This is a genomic window from Streptomyces sp. NPDC055189 (genome assembly GCF_053606765.1).
The window spans coordinates 1-15,856 of record NZ_JBSGSG010000084.1 but is presented as its reverse complement, the minus strand read 5'-3'; the positions used below and the strand labels follow the sequence as shown (position 1 = coordinate 15,856).

14 protein-coding genes and 1 pseudogene are annotated in these 15,856 nt (G+C 70.9%); 7 read left to right on the top strand and 8 right to left on the bottom strand.

Annotated elements, in window-relative coordinates:
• Positions 1-133 precede the first annotated feature (133 nt).
• Positions 134-1,606, bottom strand: coding sequence for a UDP-N-acetylmuramoyl-L-alanyl-D-glutamate--2,6-diaminopimelate ligase (locus ACWFR3_RS37685; protein WP_453739210.1), 1,473 nt, complete (start codon positions 1,604-1,606; stop codon positions 134-136).
• Between the two features lie 411 nt (positions 1,607-2,017).
• On the opposite strand from ACWFR3_RS37685, the pseudogene ACWFR3_RS37680 reads away from it, so the two are divergent.
• The 3 genes and pseudogenes from ACWFR3_RS37680 to ACWFR3_RS37670 all read left to right on the top strand — a co-directional run.
• Positions 2,018-2,407: pseudogene (locus tag ACWFR3_RS37680) on the top strand (DUF4111 domain-containing protein); the annotation flags it as partial.
• A gap of 154 nt (positions 2,408-2,561) precedes the next feature.
• On the top strand, positions 2,562-3,311 hold the full coding sequence (locus ACWFR3_RS37675; protein WP_453739209.1) for a chitinase: 750 nt from the start codon (positions 2,562-2,564) through the stop codon (positions 3,309-3,311).
• Between the two features lie 181 nt (positions 3,312-3,492).
• Positions 3,493-4,719, top strand: a complete 1,227-nt coding sequence (locus tag ACWFR3_RS37670; protein WP_453739208.1) for a cytochrome P450 — start codon at positions 3,493-3,495, stop codon at positions 4,717-4,719.
• Between the two features lie 43 nt (positions 4,720-4,762).
• Here the strand turns inward: ACWFR3_RS37670 and ACWFR3_RS37665 are convergent, their stop codons facing one another.
• The 5 genes from ACWFR3_RS37665 to ACWFR3_RS37645 form a co-directional block, all read right to left on the bottom strand.
• Entirely contained in the window at positions 4,763-6,040 is a 1,278-nt protein-coding gene (locus ACWFR3_RS37665; protein ID WP_453739207.1) for a cytochrome P450, read from the bottom strand.
• The gene (locus ACWFR3_RS37660; protein WP_453739206.1) at positions 6,037-6,651 is read right to left on the bottom strand and encodes a GTP-binding protein; all 615 of its coding nucleotides are present in this window, start codon (positions 6,649-6,651) and stop codon (positions 6,037-6,039) included. Before ACWFR3_RS37660 ends, ACWFR3_RS37665 begins: the two co-directional genes overlap by 4 nt.
• A complete protein-coding gene (locus ACWFR3_RS37655) occupies positions 6,632-6,994 on the bottom strand; it encodes a DUF742 domain-containing protein (protein WP_453739205.1) in 363 nt (120 codons plus the stop codon). The genes ACWFR3_RS37660 and ACWFR3_RS37655 overlap by 20 nt, the downstream gene beginning before the upstream one ends.
• On the bottom strand, positions 6,991-7,410 hold the full coding sequence (locus ACWFR3_RS37650) for a roadblock/LC7 domain-containing protein (RefSeq protein WP_453739204.1): 420 nt from the start codon (positions 7,408-7,410) through the stop codon (positions 6,991-6,993). Before ACWFR3_RS37650 ends, ACWFR3_RS37655 begins: the two co-directional genes overlap by 4 nt.
• A 114-nt stretch (positions 7,411-7,524) precedes the next feature.
• On the bottom strand, positions 7,525-9,339 hold the full coding sequence (locus tag ACWFR3_RS37645) for a sensor histidine kinase (RefSeq protein ID WP_453739203.1): 1,815 nt from the start codon (positions 9,337-9,339) through the stop codon (positions 7,525-7,527).
• Between the two features lie 448 nt (positions 9,340-9,787).
• On the opposite strand from ACWFR3_RS37645, the gene ACWFR3_RS37640 reads away from it, so the two are divergent.
• Entirely contained in the window at positions 9,788-10,171 is a 384-nt protein-coding gene (locus ACWFR3_RS37640; RefSeq protein WP_453739202.1) for a VOC family protein, read from the top strand.
• A gap of 33 nt (positions 10,172-10,204) precedes the next feature.
• Here ACWFR3_RS37640 and ACWFR3_RS37635 read toward each other — a convergent pair whose 3' ends face one another.
• Both ACWFR3_RS37635 and ACWFR3_RS37630 read right to left on the bottom strand, forming a co-directional pair.
• The gene (locus ACWFR3_RS37635) at positions 10,205-10,453 is read right to left on the bottom strand and encodes a hypothetical protein (RefSeq protein WP_453739201.1); all 249 of its coding nucleotides are present in this window, start codon (positions 10,451-10,453) and stop codon (positions 10,205-10,207) included.
• 183 nt (positions 10,454-10,636) lie between these two features.
• Entirely contained in the window at positions 10,637-11,164 is a 528-nt protein-coding gene (locus tag ACWFR3_RS37630) for a GNAT family N-acetyltransferase (protein ID WP_453739200.1), read from the bottom strand.
• Between the two features lie 26 nt (positions 11,165-11,190).
• Between ACWFR3_RS37630 and ACWFR3_RS37625 the strand changes: the two genes are divergently transcribed.
• From ACWFR3_RS37625 to ACWFR3_RS37615, 3 genes are all read left to right on the top strand, one after another.
• Entirely contained in the window at positions 11,191-11,721 is a 531-nt protein-coding gene (locus ACWFR3_RS37625) for a CGNR zinc finger domain-containing protein (protein ID WP_453739199.1), read from the top strand.
• A 125-nt stretch (positions 11,722-11,846) separates the two neighbouring features.
• Positions 11,847-13,424: a phosphodiester glycosidase family protein gene (locus ACWFR3_RS37620; RefSeq protein WP_453739198.1), complete on the top strand. Its 1,578-nt coding sequence runs from the start codon at positions 11,847-11,849 to the stop codon at positions 13,422-13,424.
• Positions 13,425-13,565: 141 nt separating this feature from the next.
• Positions 13,566-15,785, top strand: coding sequence for an NADP-dependent isocitrate dehydrogenase (locus ACWFR3_RS37615; RefSeq protein WP_453739197.1), 2,220 nt, complete (start codon positions 13,566-13,568; stop codon positions 15,783-15,785).
• The last annotated feature ends 71 nt before the right edge of the window (positions 15,786-15,856 follow it).

Here is a 15,856-nt window from a genome sequence, read left to right as displayed (position 1 = left end):
CACCCCGGCGTTCGCGGTGCGGTACGGCAAATGCAGGGACCGTAAACGCGGTGTACCCGGCCGCGCCAGTGCCCGATTCGCACTGCGCGCGGCGGGACGGTGGACTAATCGCACATTCGCTTGCGTGAATTTCCTACAGTGCGGCGAGTTCGCGGACCACGGTCATGTCGTCGAAGGGGATGAGCTGTTCGCCGACGATCTGGTGCGGCTCGCTGCCCTTGCCCGCGATCAGCACGGTGTCGCCCGGCCGCGCGGCCGACAGCGCGCGCGAGATCGCGGCCCGGCGGTCGGCCACCCGGTCGAAGGGCGTCCCGGTGGCGGTCAGACCGGGAACGATCTGGTCCAGGATGGCCTCGGGGTCCTCGTTGCGGGGGTTGTCCGAGGTGAGCACGCACCGGTCGGAGTGGCGGCCGGCGATCTCGCCCATCAGCGCGCGCTTGGTGACGTCGCGGTCGCCGCCGCAGCCGAAGACGGTGATCACCGAGCCGGTCGCGAAGCCGCGGATGGTGGCGAGGACCTTCTCCAGCGAGTCCGGCGAGTGCGCGTAGTCGACGATCACGCAGACCCCCTGTGCGGTGGTGAAGCGCTCGAGCCGGCCCGGAGTGGGCGGCATCCGGTCAAGGGCCCGGACCAGGGCGGGCAGTTCATGCCCCAGCAGATGGCAGGCGGCGAGGGCCGCCAGCGCGTTGGACACCGAGAAGCGGCCCGGTACCGGGATCGCGGCAGGGTACTTGCGGCCCTCGTGCAGGAGCGTGAAGCGGGTGCCCATCGCGTCCACGACCAGGTCGTCCGCCCGGTAGTCCGCCGGCGCGTCCAGGCCGTACGTGGTGACCGCACCCGGCATCAGGGCCATGATCTCGGAGCTGACCGGATCGTCGGCATTGACCACCGCGCGGTCGCACAGACCGGTGAACAGACGCAGCTTGGCGTCCTTGTAGTGCTCCATGGTGCCGTGGTCGTCCAGATGGTCCCGGGTGAGGTTGGTGAAGACACCGACGGATACGGGCACATGGTCGAGACGCCGCTGCAGCAGACCCATCGACGTGGCCTCGAGCACCACGCTGCTCGTGCCGCGGTCGCGCATGTGGCCGAGCAGGTAGTGCAGATCCGGCGACTCGGGAGTACTCAACACCGAGCGGGGCATCGGTATCCGTTCCGTGCCGATCCGGCTGCCCGAGGTGCCTATCACCCCCACCTGCGCACCCTCGGCCAGCCTGAGCACCGATTCGACCATGTACGAGACGGACGTCTTGCCGTTCGTGCCGGTGATCGCCACGACGTCCATCGCGTGGCCGGGCCGTCCGTAGTACCGGGAGGCGAGCAGCGAGGCGGAGGCCCGCGCATCGCTCACCCGCACCACGCACACCTGGTCGGCGATGTCCGCGGCCGGCAGCGGGCCCTCCTCGGCGAGGACCGCCACGGCCCCCCGTTCCAGGGCCAGGCCGATGCCTCCGGGCCCGCCCTCCTCATGGCCGGGTACGGCGACGTACAGCGATCCGGACGTCACCTGCCCGGCGTCGAAGGTCAGTCCCGCGGTGACCGGGACGCCCGGGTCACCGTGCAGAACGTGGTGGTCGTGTCCGTCGAGCAGTGCGCTGAGCTTCACAACAGTCCCCTCGAAGGCGGTCCGCGGCGCACCGCGCACGCCCGATGGGAGGGCAGGGGCGACGGCGAGCCGGAAACCGCGGTGATACGCGTAAGGCGAGCGGGGCCCCACAGGGGGATATCTGCGTACGGGCCGAAGGGCCAAGGCGGCCCGGGAACGCTACCTGTGCGCCGCACGACCGGTCGCCGGGAACCGGATCCGGGTCGATGAGGGCCGAGCACAGATGGCCGGGCGGAGCAGGGACCTGCCCGACACCGCTTCAGTGTACGTCCGCGCCGGCTCCCGGCAGACGCGTCGGAAACCCGCCGACCCCGCGACGGCCCCCGGTCCCTGCGATCCTTGTCCGGTTCGTCCGCCGCTGTGGCGCCGCCAGGGAAGGGACCTGGGTGACGCAGACCGAGGACACCGTAGGTGCTTGCTCCCGTACCCCCCGGGGACCTTGCGCGTGCGATCGTCGCCGGCGTGCCCGGGCTCGTCGCGGAGCTCGCGTCCGACACGCGCAACGTCGTCCTGACACTGGCCCGGATCTGGATGACCCTGGCGACCGGGGCCGTGACGTCCAAGGGCGCCGCGGCGAACCGGGTCCTTGTCCGGCTCCCCGCGGCCCACCGGCCTGTGCCCGCGCACGCCCGGGCCGTGTACGTGTCGGGGGAGGAGGAGCGCTGGGCGGAGCTGCGGCCTCTGGTGGGTCCGTTTTTTTGCCGCGTTTGTCGTCGGCGAGATCGAGGCTCTGGGTGGGGCGAGTTCAGTCTGATGCGCTCCGCAGGGCCTCTCAACTGGCCTTATCCGTCGACCTCTTGACGTGAATGCGTCACTCGGTATGGTCTAGTCCAACGGCGGGAGGCATTCCGGAAAGCCGCAGCCCCGGTGTGCCCGGCGCGCCTCCTGACCGCACATCCCCCCACCGTACGGCGGTCGGTCGCGCATGCGCCGGCCGTCCAAGGAGTGATCCCCCATGCGTCCTCGTGTCCTTGCCGCGCTGACCGCGACCGCGTCCGTCGCCGCCCTCACCCTCCTGACCCTCGCGCCCAACGCCTCCGCCGAGAAGGCGGACAAGGCGGAGGCGGGGAAGAGCGCCGCCGCGGCCGAATTCCCCGTCAGCGAGTCCCAGTTCAACCAGATGTTCCCGAACCGGAACGCCTTCTACACCTACAGTGGCCTGAAGGCGGCCCTCAGCGCCTACCCCGACTTCACCGGGACCGGCAGCGACACCGTGCGCAAGCAGGAGGCCGCCGCCTTCCTGGCGAACGTCAGTCACGAGACGGGCGGCCTGGTCCACGTCGTCGAGCAGAACACCGCCAACTACCCGCACTACTGCGACAGTTCCCAGCCATACGGCTGCCCGGCGGGCAACGACAAGTACTACGGTCGCGGCCCCATCCAGCTCAGCTGGAACTTCAACTACAAGGCCGCGGGCGACGCCCTGAACATCGACCTCCTGAACAACCCCGACCTCGTGCAGAACGACGCGGCCGTGGCGTGGAAGACCGGCCTCTGGTACTGGAACACGCAGAACGGTCCCGGCACGATGACGCCGCACAACGCCATGGTCAACAGCGCGGGATTCGGCGAGACGATCCGCAGCATCAACGGCAGCCTGGAGTGCGACGGGAAGAACCCCGAGCAGGTCCAGAGCCGGATCAACAACTACACCCAGTTCACCGGAATCCTCGGCGTCGAAACGGGCGACAAGCTCAGCTGCTGAGCCGTCCCGGCGACCGTATATCACTGCTCCCCCTCGCCCCGCCGCCTTCGATCCGGCGGGGCGAGGGGTGATTTTCGGCCAACATTAGTGTAGCGCTCAACGATCGACCGGCAGGGGCTGGTTGGGTCACGAGGTGATCAATAGCCTGGTGAGCATTGCTGTTTTCTGACCTAGGAGCTCCATGTCCACCGCGCAGCAGGTCCCCGACATCCTCTCGCCCGAGTTCGCCAAGGACCCGTACCCGGCCTACCAGGTGATGCGCGAGAACGCGCCGCTCTTCTGGCACGAGGCCACCCAGAGCTGGATCGTCTCGCGGTACGAGGACGTCGAGCGCGTCTTCAAGGACAAGAGCTCGCAGTTCACCACCGACAACTACGACTGGCAGATCGAGCCCGTCCACGGCAAGACGATCCTCCAGCTCAGCGGCCGGGAGCACTCCGTACGCCGGGCGCTCGTGGCCCCGGCGTTCCGCGGCAGGGAGCTCCAGGACAAATTCCTGCCCGTCATCGAGCGCAACTCCCGCGAACTCATCGACACCTTCCGGCACACCGGCAGCGTGGACCTGGTCGCGGACTACGCCACCCGCTTCCCCGTCAACGTGATCGCCGACATGCTCGGCCTGGACAAATCCGACCACGCGCGCTTCCACGGCTGGTACACCACCGTCATAGCCTTCCTCGGCAACCTGTCCGGCGACGCCGAGGTCGCGGCGGCCGGTGAACGCACCCGGGTCGAGTTCGCCGAGTACATGATCCCGATCATCCGCGAGCGCAGGGACAACCCGGGAGACGACCTGCTCTCCGCGCTGTGCGCCGCCGAGGTCGACGGCGTACGGATGAGCGACGAGGACATCAAGGCCTTCTGCAGTCTGCTGCTCGCCGCGGGCGGCGAGACCACCGACAAGGCGATCGCCAGCATCTTCGCCAACCTCCTGATGCACCCCGAGCAGCTCGAAGCCGTCCGGCAGGACCGCAGCCTGATCGCCCGCGCCTTCGCCGAGACCCTGCGCCACACGCCGCCCGTCCACATGATCATGCGGCAGTCGGCGACCGACGTGGAGGTCACCGGCGGCACCATCCCCGCGGGCGCCACCGTCACCTGCCTGATCGGCTCGGCCAACCGTGACGAGAAGCGCTACAGCGACCCGGACCGCTTCGACATCTTCCGGGACGACCTGACCACGACGACCGCGTTCTCCGCCGCCGCCGACCACCTGGCCTTCGCCCTCGGCCGGCACTTCTGCGTGGGCGCGCTGCTTGCCAAGGCCGAGGTGGAGATCGGCGTCGACCAGCTCCTGGACGCCATGCCGGACGTACGCCTCGCGAAGGGCTTCGACCCCGTCGAGCAGGGCGTGTTCACCCGCGGACCGCAGGCGCTGCCGGTGGAGTTCACCCCCGTCACCGCCTGATCCCGCCCGACCGGGGCGCCGCCCGAAAGCGGCGCCCCGGTTCTCAGTGCGCCACGGGCGTGAACTGCACCGGCAGCGACGCCAGGCCCCGCATCCAGATGGACGGGCGCCAGGTCAGCTCCTGCGGCTCCACCGCGAGCACGAGGTCGGGCAGCCGCTCCAGGAGCGTCTCGACCGCGGTCCTCGCGATGACATCGGCGAGCAGCGGAGCCGGGTAGGGGCAGCGGTGCTCGCCGTGGCTGAAGGAGAGATGCGCGGAGTTCTCCGGGCCGACATGCGACTCCGGCCAGATCTGCGGATCGGTGTTGGCCGCGGCGAGGCCGAGCACCAGACAGTCGCCCGCCCGGATCTGCCGCCCGCCGAGCTGCGTGTCGCGCACCGCCCAGCGGCCGATGAAGTTCTGGGTCGGAGTGTCGAGCCACAGCACCTCGTTGAGCGCCTCGCCCACGCTCAGCCGCCCGCCGGAGACGTTCAGGGCGAACCGCTCGTCGGTCAGCATCAACCGCAGCGTGTTGCAGATCCAGTTGGCCGTCGGCTGCTGCGCCGCCGCGATGACCGAGATCAGGTCCTGGACGATCTCCTCGTCGGTCAGGCCCGCCGCATGCTGCAGCATCCGCGAGGTGATGTCCGCACCCGGCTTCTCCCGCTTCTCCTTGACCAGGAGCTGGATCCGCTCCCCGACGCGCGTGTACGCCGCCACGGGGTCGTCGCCCTCGTGCGCGTCGAGCGAGATCCGCAGGTCCTCCACGAGCTGCTGCGTGTCCGTGCTCGCGTCCGGCATGCCGCACATCTGCACCGCGGCGATCATGGGCAGCGCGTGTGCGTACGCGTCCATCAGCTCCGCCTGGCCGCTGCCGGCGAACGAGGCGATCAGCCGGTCCGCGATCCGGGCGCTGTCCCGCGCGAGTTCGAACTGGTCGACCCCCTCCAGGGCCTCGGTGATCACCCCGGCCCGCCGCTGGTGCTCCGCGCCCTCGGTGAACAGGACCGAGGGCTGGTAGCCGACGAACGGCATCAGGGGCCAGTCGGCCGGAATGTTCTCCCACTGGTTCCAGCGGCGCGAGTCACGGGCGAACAGCTCGTCGTGTCCCGTCACATAGCTGACCTCGGAGTAGCCGAGCACCAGCCACGCGGGCACGTCGCCGTCCAGGAGGACCGGCGCGACCGCGCCGTGCTCCCTGCGCAGGCTGCGGTAGAGCTGCGAGGGCGTCTGCTGGTACTCCAGACCGCCCAGGCGCACCGCGCCAGGAACCCCGCCCGCGTGGGCCGGGCATCCCGGCGGGGGGCTCTGCTCGGAAGGGAATCCGGTCGGCTCGGTCACGGTGTCATCTCCTGGGCCATGGCCAGTGCGTACAGGTGGTCCACGAGGGTGATCAGGACGTCCTTGCCCGACGACCTCACCCGTGCGTCGCAGTCGATCAGCGGCACGTGGTCGGGCAGCGCCAGGGCCTGGCGGATCTCCTCCAGGGAGTGGGCCGAGCCGTCGTCGTCGAACCGGTTGACGGCCACCACGAACGGCGTCCTGTGGTGTTCGAGCCGGTCGATGGCGTACCAGGAGTCGTCCATCCGCCGCGTGTCGACCAGTACCACCGCGCCGAGCGTGCCGGAGAAGAGCCGGTCCCACAGGAACCAGAAGCGCTCCTGGCCGGGCGCGCCGAACAGATAGAGCACCACACGCTCGTTGAGACTGATCCGGCCGAAGTCGAACGCCACCGTCGTGGTGGTCTTGGCGGCCACGTCGGACGTTTCGTCGACGCCTATGCCGGCCTGCGTCATCACCTCTTCGGTGTTCAGCGGCCGGATCTCGCTGACCGACCGGACAAGCGTGGTCTTGCCGACCCCGAAGCCGCCGACGACGACGATCTTCAGGCCCGTCTCGGCGGTGTCGGACAGCGGCGTACGGGAGGGCAGCTCAGATGTTGCGGAGCCCATGGAGCACCTCCTTGAGAAGGGCGGAATCGGGGATCGAGGCGGCCGAGCCGGCCGCGCGGGGATGGCGGGCGGTGATCCGGCTCATCGCGAGCAGGTCACCCAGGAGGATCCGCACCACCGTGATCGGCAGCTTCATCTCCGCGGCGATCTCCACCACGGCCGTCGGATGCTTGCACAGCTCGAGAATCCGTACGTGCTCCGACTGCATGCCTGCAGTGGGCTCGCACTCGCTCACGATCAGCGTGACCAGGTCGAACGAATCGTCATCGGCTCGGCTTCGGCCACCGGTGACCGTGTAGAGGCGGTCCGGATCACCGATGTCCACCGGCCTGCGCGGCGTCACGAGGAGCCGCTTCCTTCGCCGTTCGCGCGCGGCTCGGCGCGCAGGTGCTCACCGATCTGCTCGACCAGTTCGGTCATCTGATGGCCCACCACACCGGGGTCGGCGTTCTCCTCCGCCACGACCGCCAGGTGCGCTCCCTGTCCGGCCTCGACGATGAAGAGCAACCCGCCGTGGAACTCGGTCATGGAGTGCCGCACGCCGCCGGTTCCGTCGCCGAACTCCACGGAAGCACCCTGGGCCAGTGCCTGGATGCCGGAGCAGATCGCGGCCAGCTGGTCAGCCTGGTCGAGCGTCAGATGCTCGCTCCAGCACAGCTTCAGGCCGTCCCGCGAGAGAACCAGGGCGTGCCGTGTACCGGGGGTGCGCTTGAGGAGGCTCTGCAGGAGCCAGGTCAGGCTGTTGTCAGTGGTCTGCATGGTAGGCGGGGCGAGATGCGCCGGATCTCCGGTCACCTGCCCGTCCCTCCAATCTCACGATCTCGAGCGGGGAAGGGGGCGCCAGAGCCCGGGCGCCGTGCGGGAGGCTTCGTTCTACTCGGCGGGCGGCGGCCCGGACCCGTCGGGGAAGTCGGGTGTCGCGGGGGAGCCGGGAACGTCGCCCGTGCCCCGCCGCCCGCGGTGGAAGGCCCCGAAACGCGAACCGGCGTCACGCGGCGGCAGCCCCGCGTCACCGGAGAGCGTCCCGGCCCCCGCCGCGGCGTCGGACGCCGCCCTGCGCTGCTGCCGCTCGCGCTCCGCCTCGGCCATGGTGCGGCCGGGGGCGCGCACGGGCAGGCCGTTGGTCGTGGCGGCGGCGGGGCGGGCATGTGCCGGCCGGGGCGCGGCCTCGGCGGGAGCCGCGGGCGGTACGGGGGCCGTGGGTGCCTCCGGGGCGGCGGGGTACTCCCGGGCAGCCGGGATCTCCGGGGCCTGCGGCGCGGGCGCCACCGGGGCCGGTTCGGGAGCCGCTACGGGCGCCGGTTCGGCGCTGCGGGGGGCGAGCTGCTGCGGGGCGGGGTCGCGCTGCTGGGCCAGGAGCTGCGGGGGCAGGAGCACCACGACACCGGTGCCGCCGCGCGACGAGGGGCGGAAGTTGACGCTCATGCCGTACTTGGCGGCGAGCCGCCCGACCACGGCGAGGCCGAGGCGGGTGCCCTGCAGCGAGGCCAGGTCCGTCACATGTCCGGAGACCGACACCTCGGCACGGCGCATCGCCGCGTCGGCCATCTTCAGGCCGCTGTCCTCGATCGTCACGACGATCCCTGCGCTGCGCTCCTCCACATAGACGTGCACCTCGTCGATGGGCGGGGAGAAGTTCGCCGCGTTGTCCATGAGCTCGGCGAGCACGTGCATGACGCCCTCGGCGGCGAACCCGGCGATCGCCACGGTCGTCGAGCAGTGCAGCCGCACCCGCTGGTACGCGGAGATCCGGCCCACCGCGCCGCGCAGGATGCTCTCCATGACGATCGGCTTGTTCCAGGCACGGCTGGAGCGGCCGCCCATCAGGAGGGCGAGACGGTCCGTCATCAGGCCGAGCTGGGAGGTGCTGTGGTCCAGGCGAAGGAGGTCACCGAAGACCTCGACGCCGTGCCGCTCCTGCATGTCTCGCAGGTCGGCGAGCATGCCCACGGACTTGGCCTGTACGCGGCTCAGCGCCTTGGCCGAGGCCGCCTGCGCGGCCGCGGCGCGCCGCTCGCTGTAGGCGAGCTCCCGTACGAACGATTCTGCAGGGACCCGCAGCAGGGGATTGTGCGGCCAGTCGAGACCGGCCAGGACCGTGTCGGCGGACGCGCCATCGCGCAGTCGTTCGATCGCGGTGGGCAGTGTGACCGCCGTCAGCTGGTCCAACTCCTCGGCGGCCTGCGCGATTTGCCCCTGGGCCTGGTCGCGCCGGGACTCGACGACGGCGGCGTGCCGCACGGTCTCCTCCACCACGGAGGCGAACTCCTGCACGACCTGACGCAGTTGCGGATCCGACGGCGGAGCCGTCTGCGCCAGGGTCTCGTTCGCGCTCGCCCCGTCGCGCAGCCGCTTCACGACGGTCGGCAGCGTGACGGTCACCAGGTGCGCGGACTCGGCGCCCTGGCGGGCCAGCTGCGCCTTGAGGGAGGCGGCCTCCGCATGGTCCGCGGCGGCGGCGGAGCGGACCCGCTTGGTGACCTGTGAACCGGTCACGAGGGCGATCGCCAGACAGAGCCAGCCCGCCGCGACGGAACCCGCCGTCCAGGCGCGGGCGTTGTCGGGGGCGGCGAAACACGCGCCGGCACCGGCTGCGGCGGCCACCACGAGGACGATCAGGGGTACGGCCGACGCGCGCTGCCGCGCCTTCGCTATTCGGTGCGGGCTGGGGGGAGCAGGCACGGGCATTCAGCGGTCCCTCGGTCCTTGAGTGCAGGTGAGCAACGAGCCGACCGACTACGCATCGGTCGCGGGCCCGGCGAGAACACCAAAGAGGACGGCGATCTTCCGGACCACACACCGCGCCATGCTAGTCACCCCGCGGGGTGCTGCGGACGGAGAGGCAGAACAGTCCCCCTTGCAGAGGACTTCGTCGCGATCCCGTCCCCTCGAACATGGCTGCGTGGTAGTGGAGTTCGACTCTGTGCGGGTGATCATACGGCGGATCCGGCCGAAGCGGAGACGCCCGTTCAGGGACCGGGACGCGCGCGGGCCGACCGGGCGCATGCCTGCGGCCGGGCGGGGCACTCGGACTGTCGCGAGGCGGCCGGACGAGATGTCCGCCGCCCCATTTCATCTATTTCAACGACTTCAACTTCATCGACTTTATCGACGGAAGCGGACAGAAGAGGATCCCATGGCCATACAGAAGACCGCCGTTCTTGTCCTGGACTGTGCCCAGCCCGAGGATCTCGCGGAGTTCTACGCGGGGCTGCTCGGGGGCACGGCCCGCCTGAGCAAGGACCCCGACTATGTCGAGGTCTTCGACGGGGACGGCATCTGCCTGGCGGTCCACCGGGATTACGGTTACGCACCTCCCAGCTGGCCCCGGCCGGAGGACTCGCAGCAGGCTCACCTGAGGATCCTGGTGGCCCGCGGCGACATGGACGAGGCGGAGCGCGAGGCCATCGGCCTCGGCGCCCGGCCCGTGGACACCAAGGACAACTCGGGGCCCCATGACACCCGGACCTACAGCGATCCGGCAGGCCACTCGTTCACCCTGGCCGTGTCCGCCGACTGACCGGGACCGCTGCCGGGCCGGAGGGCTCGTCGCTCAGTCGGCGGGCTCGTCCGGCACCGGCTGGTCCGGGCGCACGCCGCCGGTGTGCGGTGCGCCGCGCCGGCCTGTGCCCGCCTCGTCCGTGTCCGGCACGTCGTCGTCGGCGTCCGGGGCGTTGCCGGTGGTGGCCGACTCGTCCTGCGGCTCCCACTGGTCCTCTTCGTCCGACGCCTGCTGATCGGGCAGATCCCTCGGTACGGGCGTCTCGTCCTCGCCCCGCGTCTCGGGCAGCTCCTCGCTCACGGTGTTCCTCCAGTACTTCGTCACTTCGTTCCGCGCGCTCCCACGGCGGCTTCCGGTGCGGTGCCCCGGCTACCCGCCGACGTCGCGGCAACACCTCGTACTGGTTCACGGTGGACCGCGGACGCCGTGCGGGCCACACGAGCGGGGCCGGATGCCCGGCCGTACCCGGGCCGGGACGGGGCGCTACGGGCGCCAGTACAGCGCGGGGTCCGGGTGGTCGACGAAGCCCAGGTCCCGATAGAGCGGTTCGCCTTCGGGGGAGGCGTACAGATCCACGCGGGCCACCTCGCGCTCCCGGAACCAGTCGAGCAGGCCCCGCATGAGCGAGCGGCTGTGCCCGCGCCGCCGGTGCGCCGGGTCGGTGACCACGCCGATCACGAGCCCGACCCGGCCGCTGGGCAGATGCGGGCCGGGAAGGCGCTGCTCGACCGAGCCGACGGCGCACGCGGCAAGGCCCGCGTCGCCGTCCGTGACGAGGACGCGCATGCCGCCGGTGGCCGACTGCTCCTTCAGGACCACGGCCAGGGCATGCCGCCAGCCGTCGTCCCCCGATGACGGGTTGAAGTACTCGCCGCCGAGGTTCTCGAACAGCAGCGCCCGCAGGCGTACGAGCTCCGGGATGTCGTCCTGCGTCGCCTGACGTATGCGGGCGTGGTCCCGATGGTCTCCGTAATCTCCGTGATCTCCGTGGTCCGCGGTGCGTTGAGTCATGCCGGTCAGCCTGATGTAATGGTCTTATGCACCTCAACCCTTACGGCCACGAGGTCGTGAACCTGGCCGCCGACCTCGCCAACCGGCGCCCGAAGAGCGCGGGGGAACTCGCGGACCGCTGCCGCGCCGCCGGGCTCGTCCTGGAGCACCCCGTCGTGCCGGAGGACCTCGACCGCACCCTGGAGGCGCTGGACGCGTGGGAGAAGGTCGTCGACGCGGGCGACGAGGAGGAGCGCGCCGAGCTGCTCAACCGGATGCTGGCGGCATCGGCCGCCTATCCGCGGCTGACCGACCACGCGGGCTCGGGCTGGCACCTGCACTACCGCGACGACCGGCTGCCGCTCGGCGCCCTGCTGTGCCAGCTGATCTCCGTCGGTACGGCGCTGCATCTGGCGGGGCGCGGCATGCACCGGCTGCGACGGTGCGCCGTGACCGAATGCGCCGCGATCTTCGCCGACACCTCCCGCACCGGCCGGCAGCGCTACTGCTCAGGGCGGTGTGCGAATCGCGACGCGGTACGCCGCCACCGCGCGCGCTCCACCGGCCACGGGGGCTGAAGCAGGCCCGATGCGGGGTCAGGGCCCTGTTTTCCGGCCGGACTTCTGGTATTCACTCCTGGGATCGATCTCCGTCCGCACGCTCGCGTTCGCTGCGGGTGTCCCTACGCGACCCAGGAGTTCCCGTGGCCCTTGCCCGCCGTCCGTTCAGAGCCGCCGCGAAGGTATCGGTGGTCGCCGCCGCCGCGACGGGGTTGCTCGCCCCCGGTGTCGTCGTCGACCGGTACGGCGACACCGCCGCCGCTGCGACTGCCGCTGTTCCCGGGCCCGTCGCCGACTGGCAGCACGACCGCCTCGCCGCCGGGGTCGACCTGTACCAGGGGAGCGTCCAGGGCCGCCCCGGTGCCGATCACTGGACGGTCACGGTGCGCGCCGACGGTGCTCATCTCTCCGCCGTGCGGGACGCGGAGGCCCTGGCAGGGCGGGTGCGGGGCGCCGGGTTCAGTGCGCGTGCCGAGCCGGTTTCGTGGCCGCGGGGTTCGGACAGGTCCGGGGTGATCGGCGTGCGGGTCCGGGTGGGGGAGTACGCCGCACGGACCGATGCCGACGCCGCGCGCAAGGCCCTCGCGGCGGCCGGGTTCGACGCGGTGAGCGAGTGGACCGGCGCCGACGGCGCGCCCGGCACCGGAACGGCCCGGGTCAAGGTGGCCGTCATCGACCCGAAGCGCTACCGCGGCGCGCTGAAGGGGACGTACGGAAAAGGCGTCGCAGGGCGCGAGACGGTGAGCGGCATGGCCGCGGGCGAGGACGCCCTGCTCGGTGTCAACGCGGGCTTCTTCGTCATGGAGGGCAAGGACGGTGTGCCGGGCGCGGCGGCCGGCATCGCCGCCTACGACGGGGAGCTGCAGAGCGCGGCGACCGACGGCCGGATCGCGGCCGTGCTGCGCGGTGACGGCCTGCGCCCGGAGTTCGAGAAGCTCAGCACGGAGCTCGAGGTCGGCGCGGGCGCGGCGTCCGCGGTCGTGGACGGCATCAACCGCGTGCCGGGCCTGGTGCGCAACTGCGGCGGTGTCGGCGGCGACGCACCGACCCAGCGCCCGCAGCACGACGTGACCTGCACCGACCCGGACGAGATCGTGAAGTTCACCGATGAACTCGGCGCGGACACCCCGGCGGGCGACGGCGTGGAGGCGGTCCTCGACGCGCGCGGACGCGTCCAGGAGGTGCGTCCGCGCGGCGGCGCCGTGCCCGGGGGCGGCAGCGTCCTGGCGGGCATCGGCTCCGGTGCCACCTGGCTGCGTACGCATGCGAAGCAGGGCGGCGCGGTGAAGGTGCGGGAGCGGATCCTGGACGAGCGGGGCAGGGAGCTGAAGCTCGGCCCGCGGGACGACATCGTCAACGGCGGCCCCGAGCTGGTGCGCGCCGGCGAGGTCGCGGTGAATTACGCCGCCGACGGCATCGAGCGCGCCGGTGACCGTTCCTTCGCGTACACCTGGGGCATCAAGCGCAACCCGCGCATGCTCCTGGGCGTCGACCGGCAGGGCCGCATGCTCCTGGTCGGCGCGGACGGCCGGCAGCCCGGTTACAGCGACGGCTTCGGCCTCAATGAAGGAGCGGAGCTGATGAAGTCGCTCGGCGCGGTGCGCGCCATGGCCCTGGACGGCGGCGGCTCCGTCACGATGGCGGTGAACGGCAAGGTGATCAACTCGCCGTCGGACGGTGCCGAGCGCGCGGTGGGCGACGCGCTGCTGCTGACGCGCTGACGTCGCTCCTCACACGGTCCACTACGGAACGTAGCGAACACTACGTTCTGTGACGTACGGAATCGGGGCCGCTTCGTGGGTCGGGGCGGTCACGAGATATCTTGATGTCGAGCAATGTTGCAGACGTGGAGCGGAGCACCGGTGACTGACTCGACCATCATCTACACCCAGACCGACGAGGCCCCGGCCCTCGCGACCTATTCGTTCTTGCCGGTGGTCAGGGCCTACGCCTCGACGGCCGGGGTCGCCGTGGAGAGCCGTGACATCTCCCTGGCGGGGCGCATCATCGCTCTCTTCCCCGAGTTCCTCGAGGAGAGCCAGCGCATCGAAGACGCCCTCGCCGAGCTGGGCGAGCTGGCCAAGACGCCCGGCGCGAACATCATCAAGCTGCCGAACATCTCGGCCTCGACCCCGCAGCTGAAGGCGGCCGTCGCCGAGCTCCAGTCGCAGGGCTACGCGCTGCCGAACTACCCGGAGGACCCGAAGACCGACGCGGAGAAGGACATCCGCGCCCGTTACGACAAGGTCAAGGGCAGCGCCGTCAACCCGGTCCTGCGCGAGGGCAACTCCGACCGCCGCGCCCCCGCCTCGGTGAAGAACTACGCCAAGGCGCACCCGCACCGCATGGGCGCCTGGACGGCCGACTCGAAGACGAACGTCGCCACCATGGGCGTCGACGACTTCCGCTCCACCGAGAAGTCCGTGACCGTCGCCGAGGCCGACACGCTGCGCATCGAGTTCACCGGCGAGGACGGCAGCACCACCGTGCTGCGCGAGTCCGTGCCGGTCCTCGCGGGCGAGGTCGTCGACACCTCCGTCATGCGTGTGGGTCCGCTGCGTGAGTTCCTCACCGCGCAGATCGCCAAGGCCAAGGCCGACGGCGTGCTGTTCTCCGTGCACCTCAAGGCCACGATGATGAAGGTCTCCGACCCGATCATCTTCGGCCACGTCGTGCGCGCCTTCTTCCCGAAGACGTTCGCCGCGTACGGCGAGGCGCTGGCCGGCGCGGGACTGAGCCCGAACGACGGTCTGGGCGGCATCCTCAACGGCCTTGCCGCGCTTCCCGAGGGCGAGCAGATCAAGGCGTCCTTCGAGGCCGAGCTCGCCGAGGGCCCGGAGCTCGCGATGGTCGACTCCTCCAAGGGCATCACGAACCTGCACGTGCCGTCCGACGTCATCGTCGACGCCTCGATGCCCGCGATGATCCGCACCTCCGGCCACATGTGGGGCCCGGACGACGGCGAGCACGACACCCTCGCGGTGCTTCCCGACTCCAGCTACGCCGGCGTGTACCAGGTCGTCATCGACGACTGCCGCGCCAACGGCGCCTTCGACCCGGCGACGATGGGCTCGGTGCCCAACGTCGGCCTCATGGCGCAGAAGGCCGAGGAGTACGGCAGCCACGACAAGACCTTCGAGATCGCCGCGCCCGGCACCGTGCGCGCGCTCGACAAGGCCGGCAACGTCGTCCTGGAGCAGACCGTCGCCACCGGCGACATCTTCCGGATGTGCCAGGCCAAGGACGCCCCGATCCGCGACTGGGTCAAGCTGGCCGTCAACCGCGCCCGCGCGACCGGCTCGCCGGCCGTGTTCTGGCTCGACGAGACCCGCGCGCACGACGCGCAGCTCATCGAGAAGGTCAAGGCGTACCTGCCCGAGCACGACACCGAGGGTCTCCAGATCGAGATCATGTCGCCGGTGGACGCCACCGCGTTCTCCCTGGAGCGCATCCGCCGCGGCGAGGACACCATCTCGGTCACCGGCAACGTGCTGCGTGACTACCTGACGGACCTCTTCCCGATCCTCGAGCTCGGCACCAGCGCCAAGATGCTCTCCATCGTTCCGCTGATGAACGGCGGCGGCCTCTTCGAGACGGGCGCGGGCGGCTCCGCCCCCAAGCACGTCCAGCAGCTGGTCCGCGAGAACTACCTGCGCTGGGACAGCCTGGGCGAGTTCCTCGCCCTGGCCTCCAGCTTCGAGCACCTCGCGCAGACCACGAACAACGCGAGCGCGCAGGTCCTCGCCGACACCCTCGACCGCGCGACGGCGACCTTCCTGGAGAAGGACAAGTCGCCGACCCGCCGTGTCGGCGGCATCGACAACCGCGGCAGCCACTTCTACCTGGCCACGTACTGGGCCCAGGAGCTGGCCAAGCAGACCGCGGACGCCGAGCTCGCCAAGGAGTTCGCCCCGCTGGCCAAGACGCTGGTCGAGCAGGAGCAGACCATCGTCGACGAGCTGAACGCGGTCCAGGGCTCGCCCGCCGACATCGGCGGCTACTACCAGCCCGACCCGGCCAAGGCCGCATCCGTGATGCGCCCGTCGGCCACGCTGAACAAGGCGCTCGACCTTCTCGGCTGAGGCCGAATGAACTCCGTCGGCCGAGCGTGTTCCGGCCGGCACGGGTCCGCCCCGGCAGCGACACCGCTGCC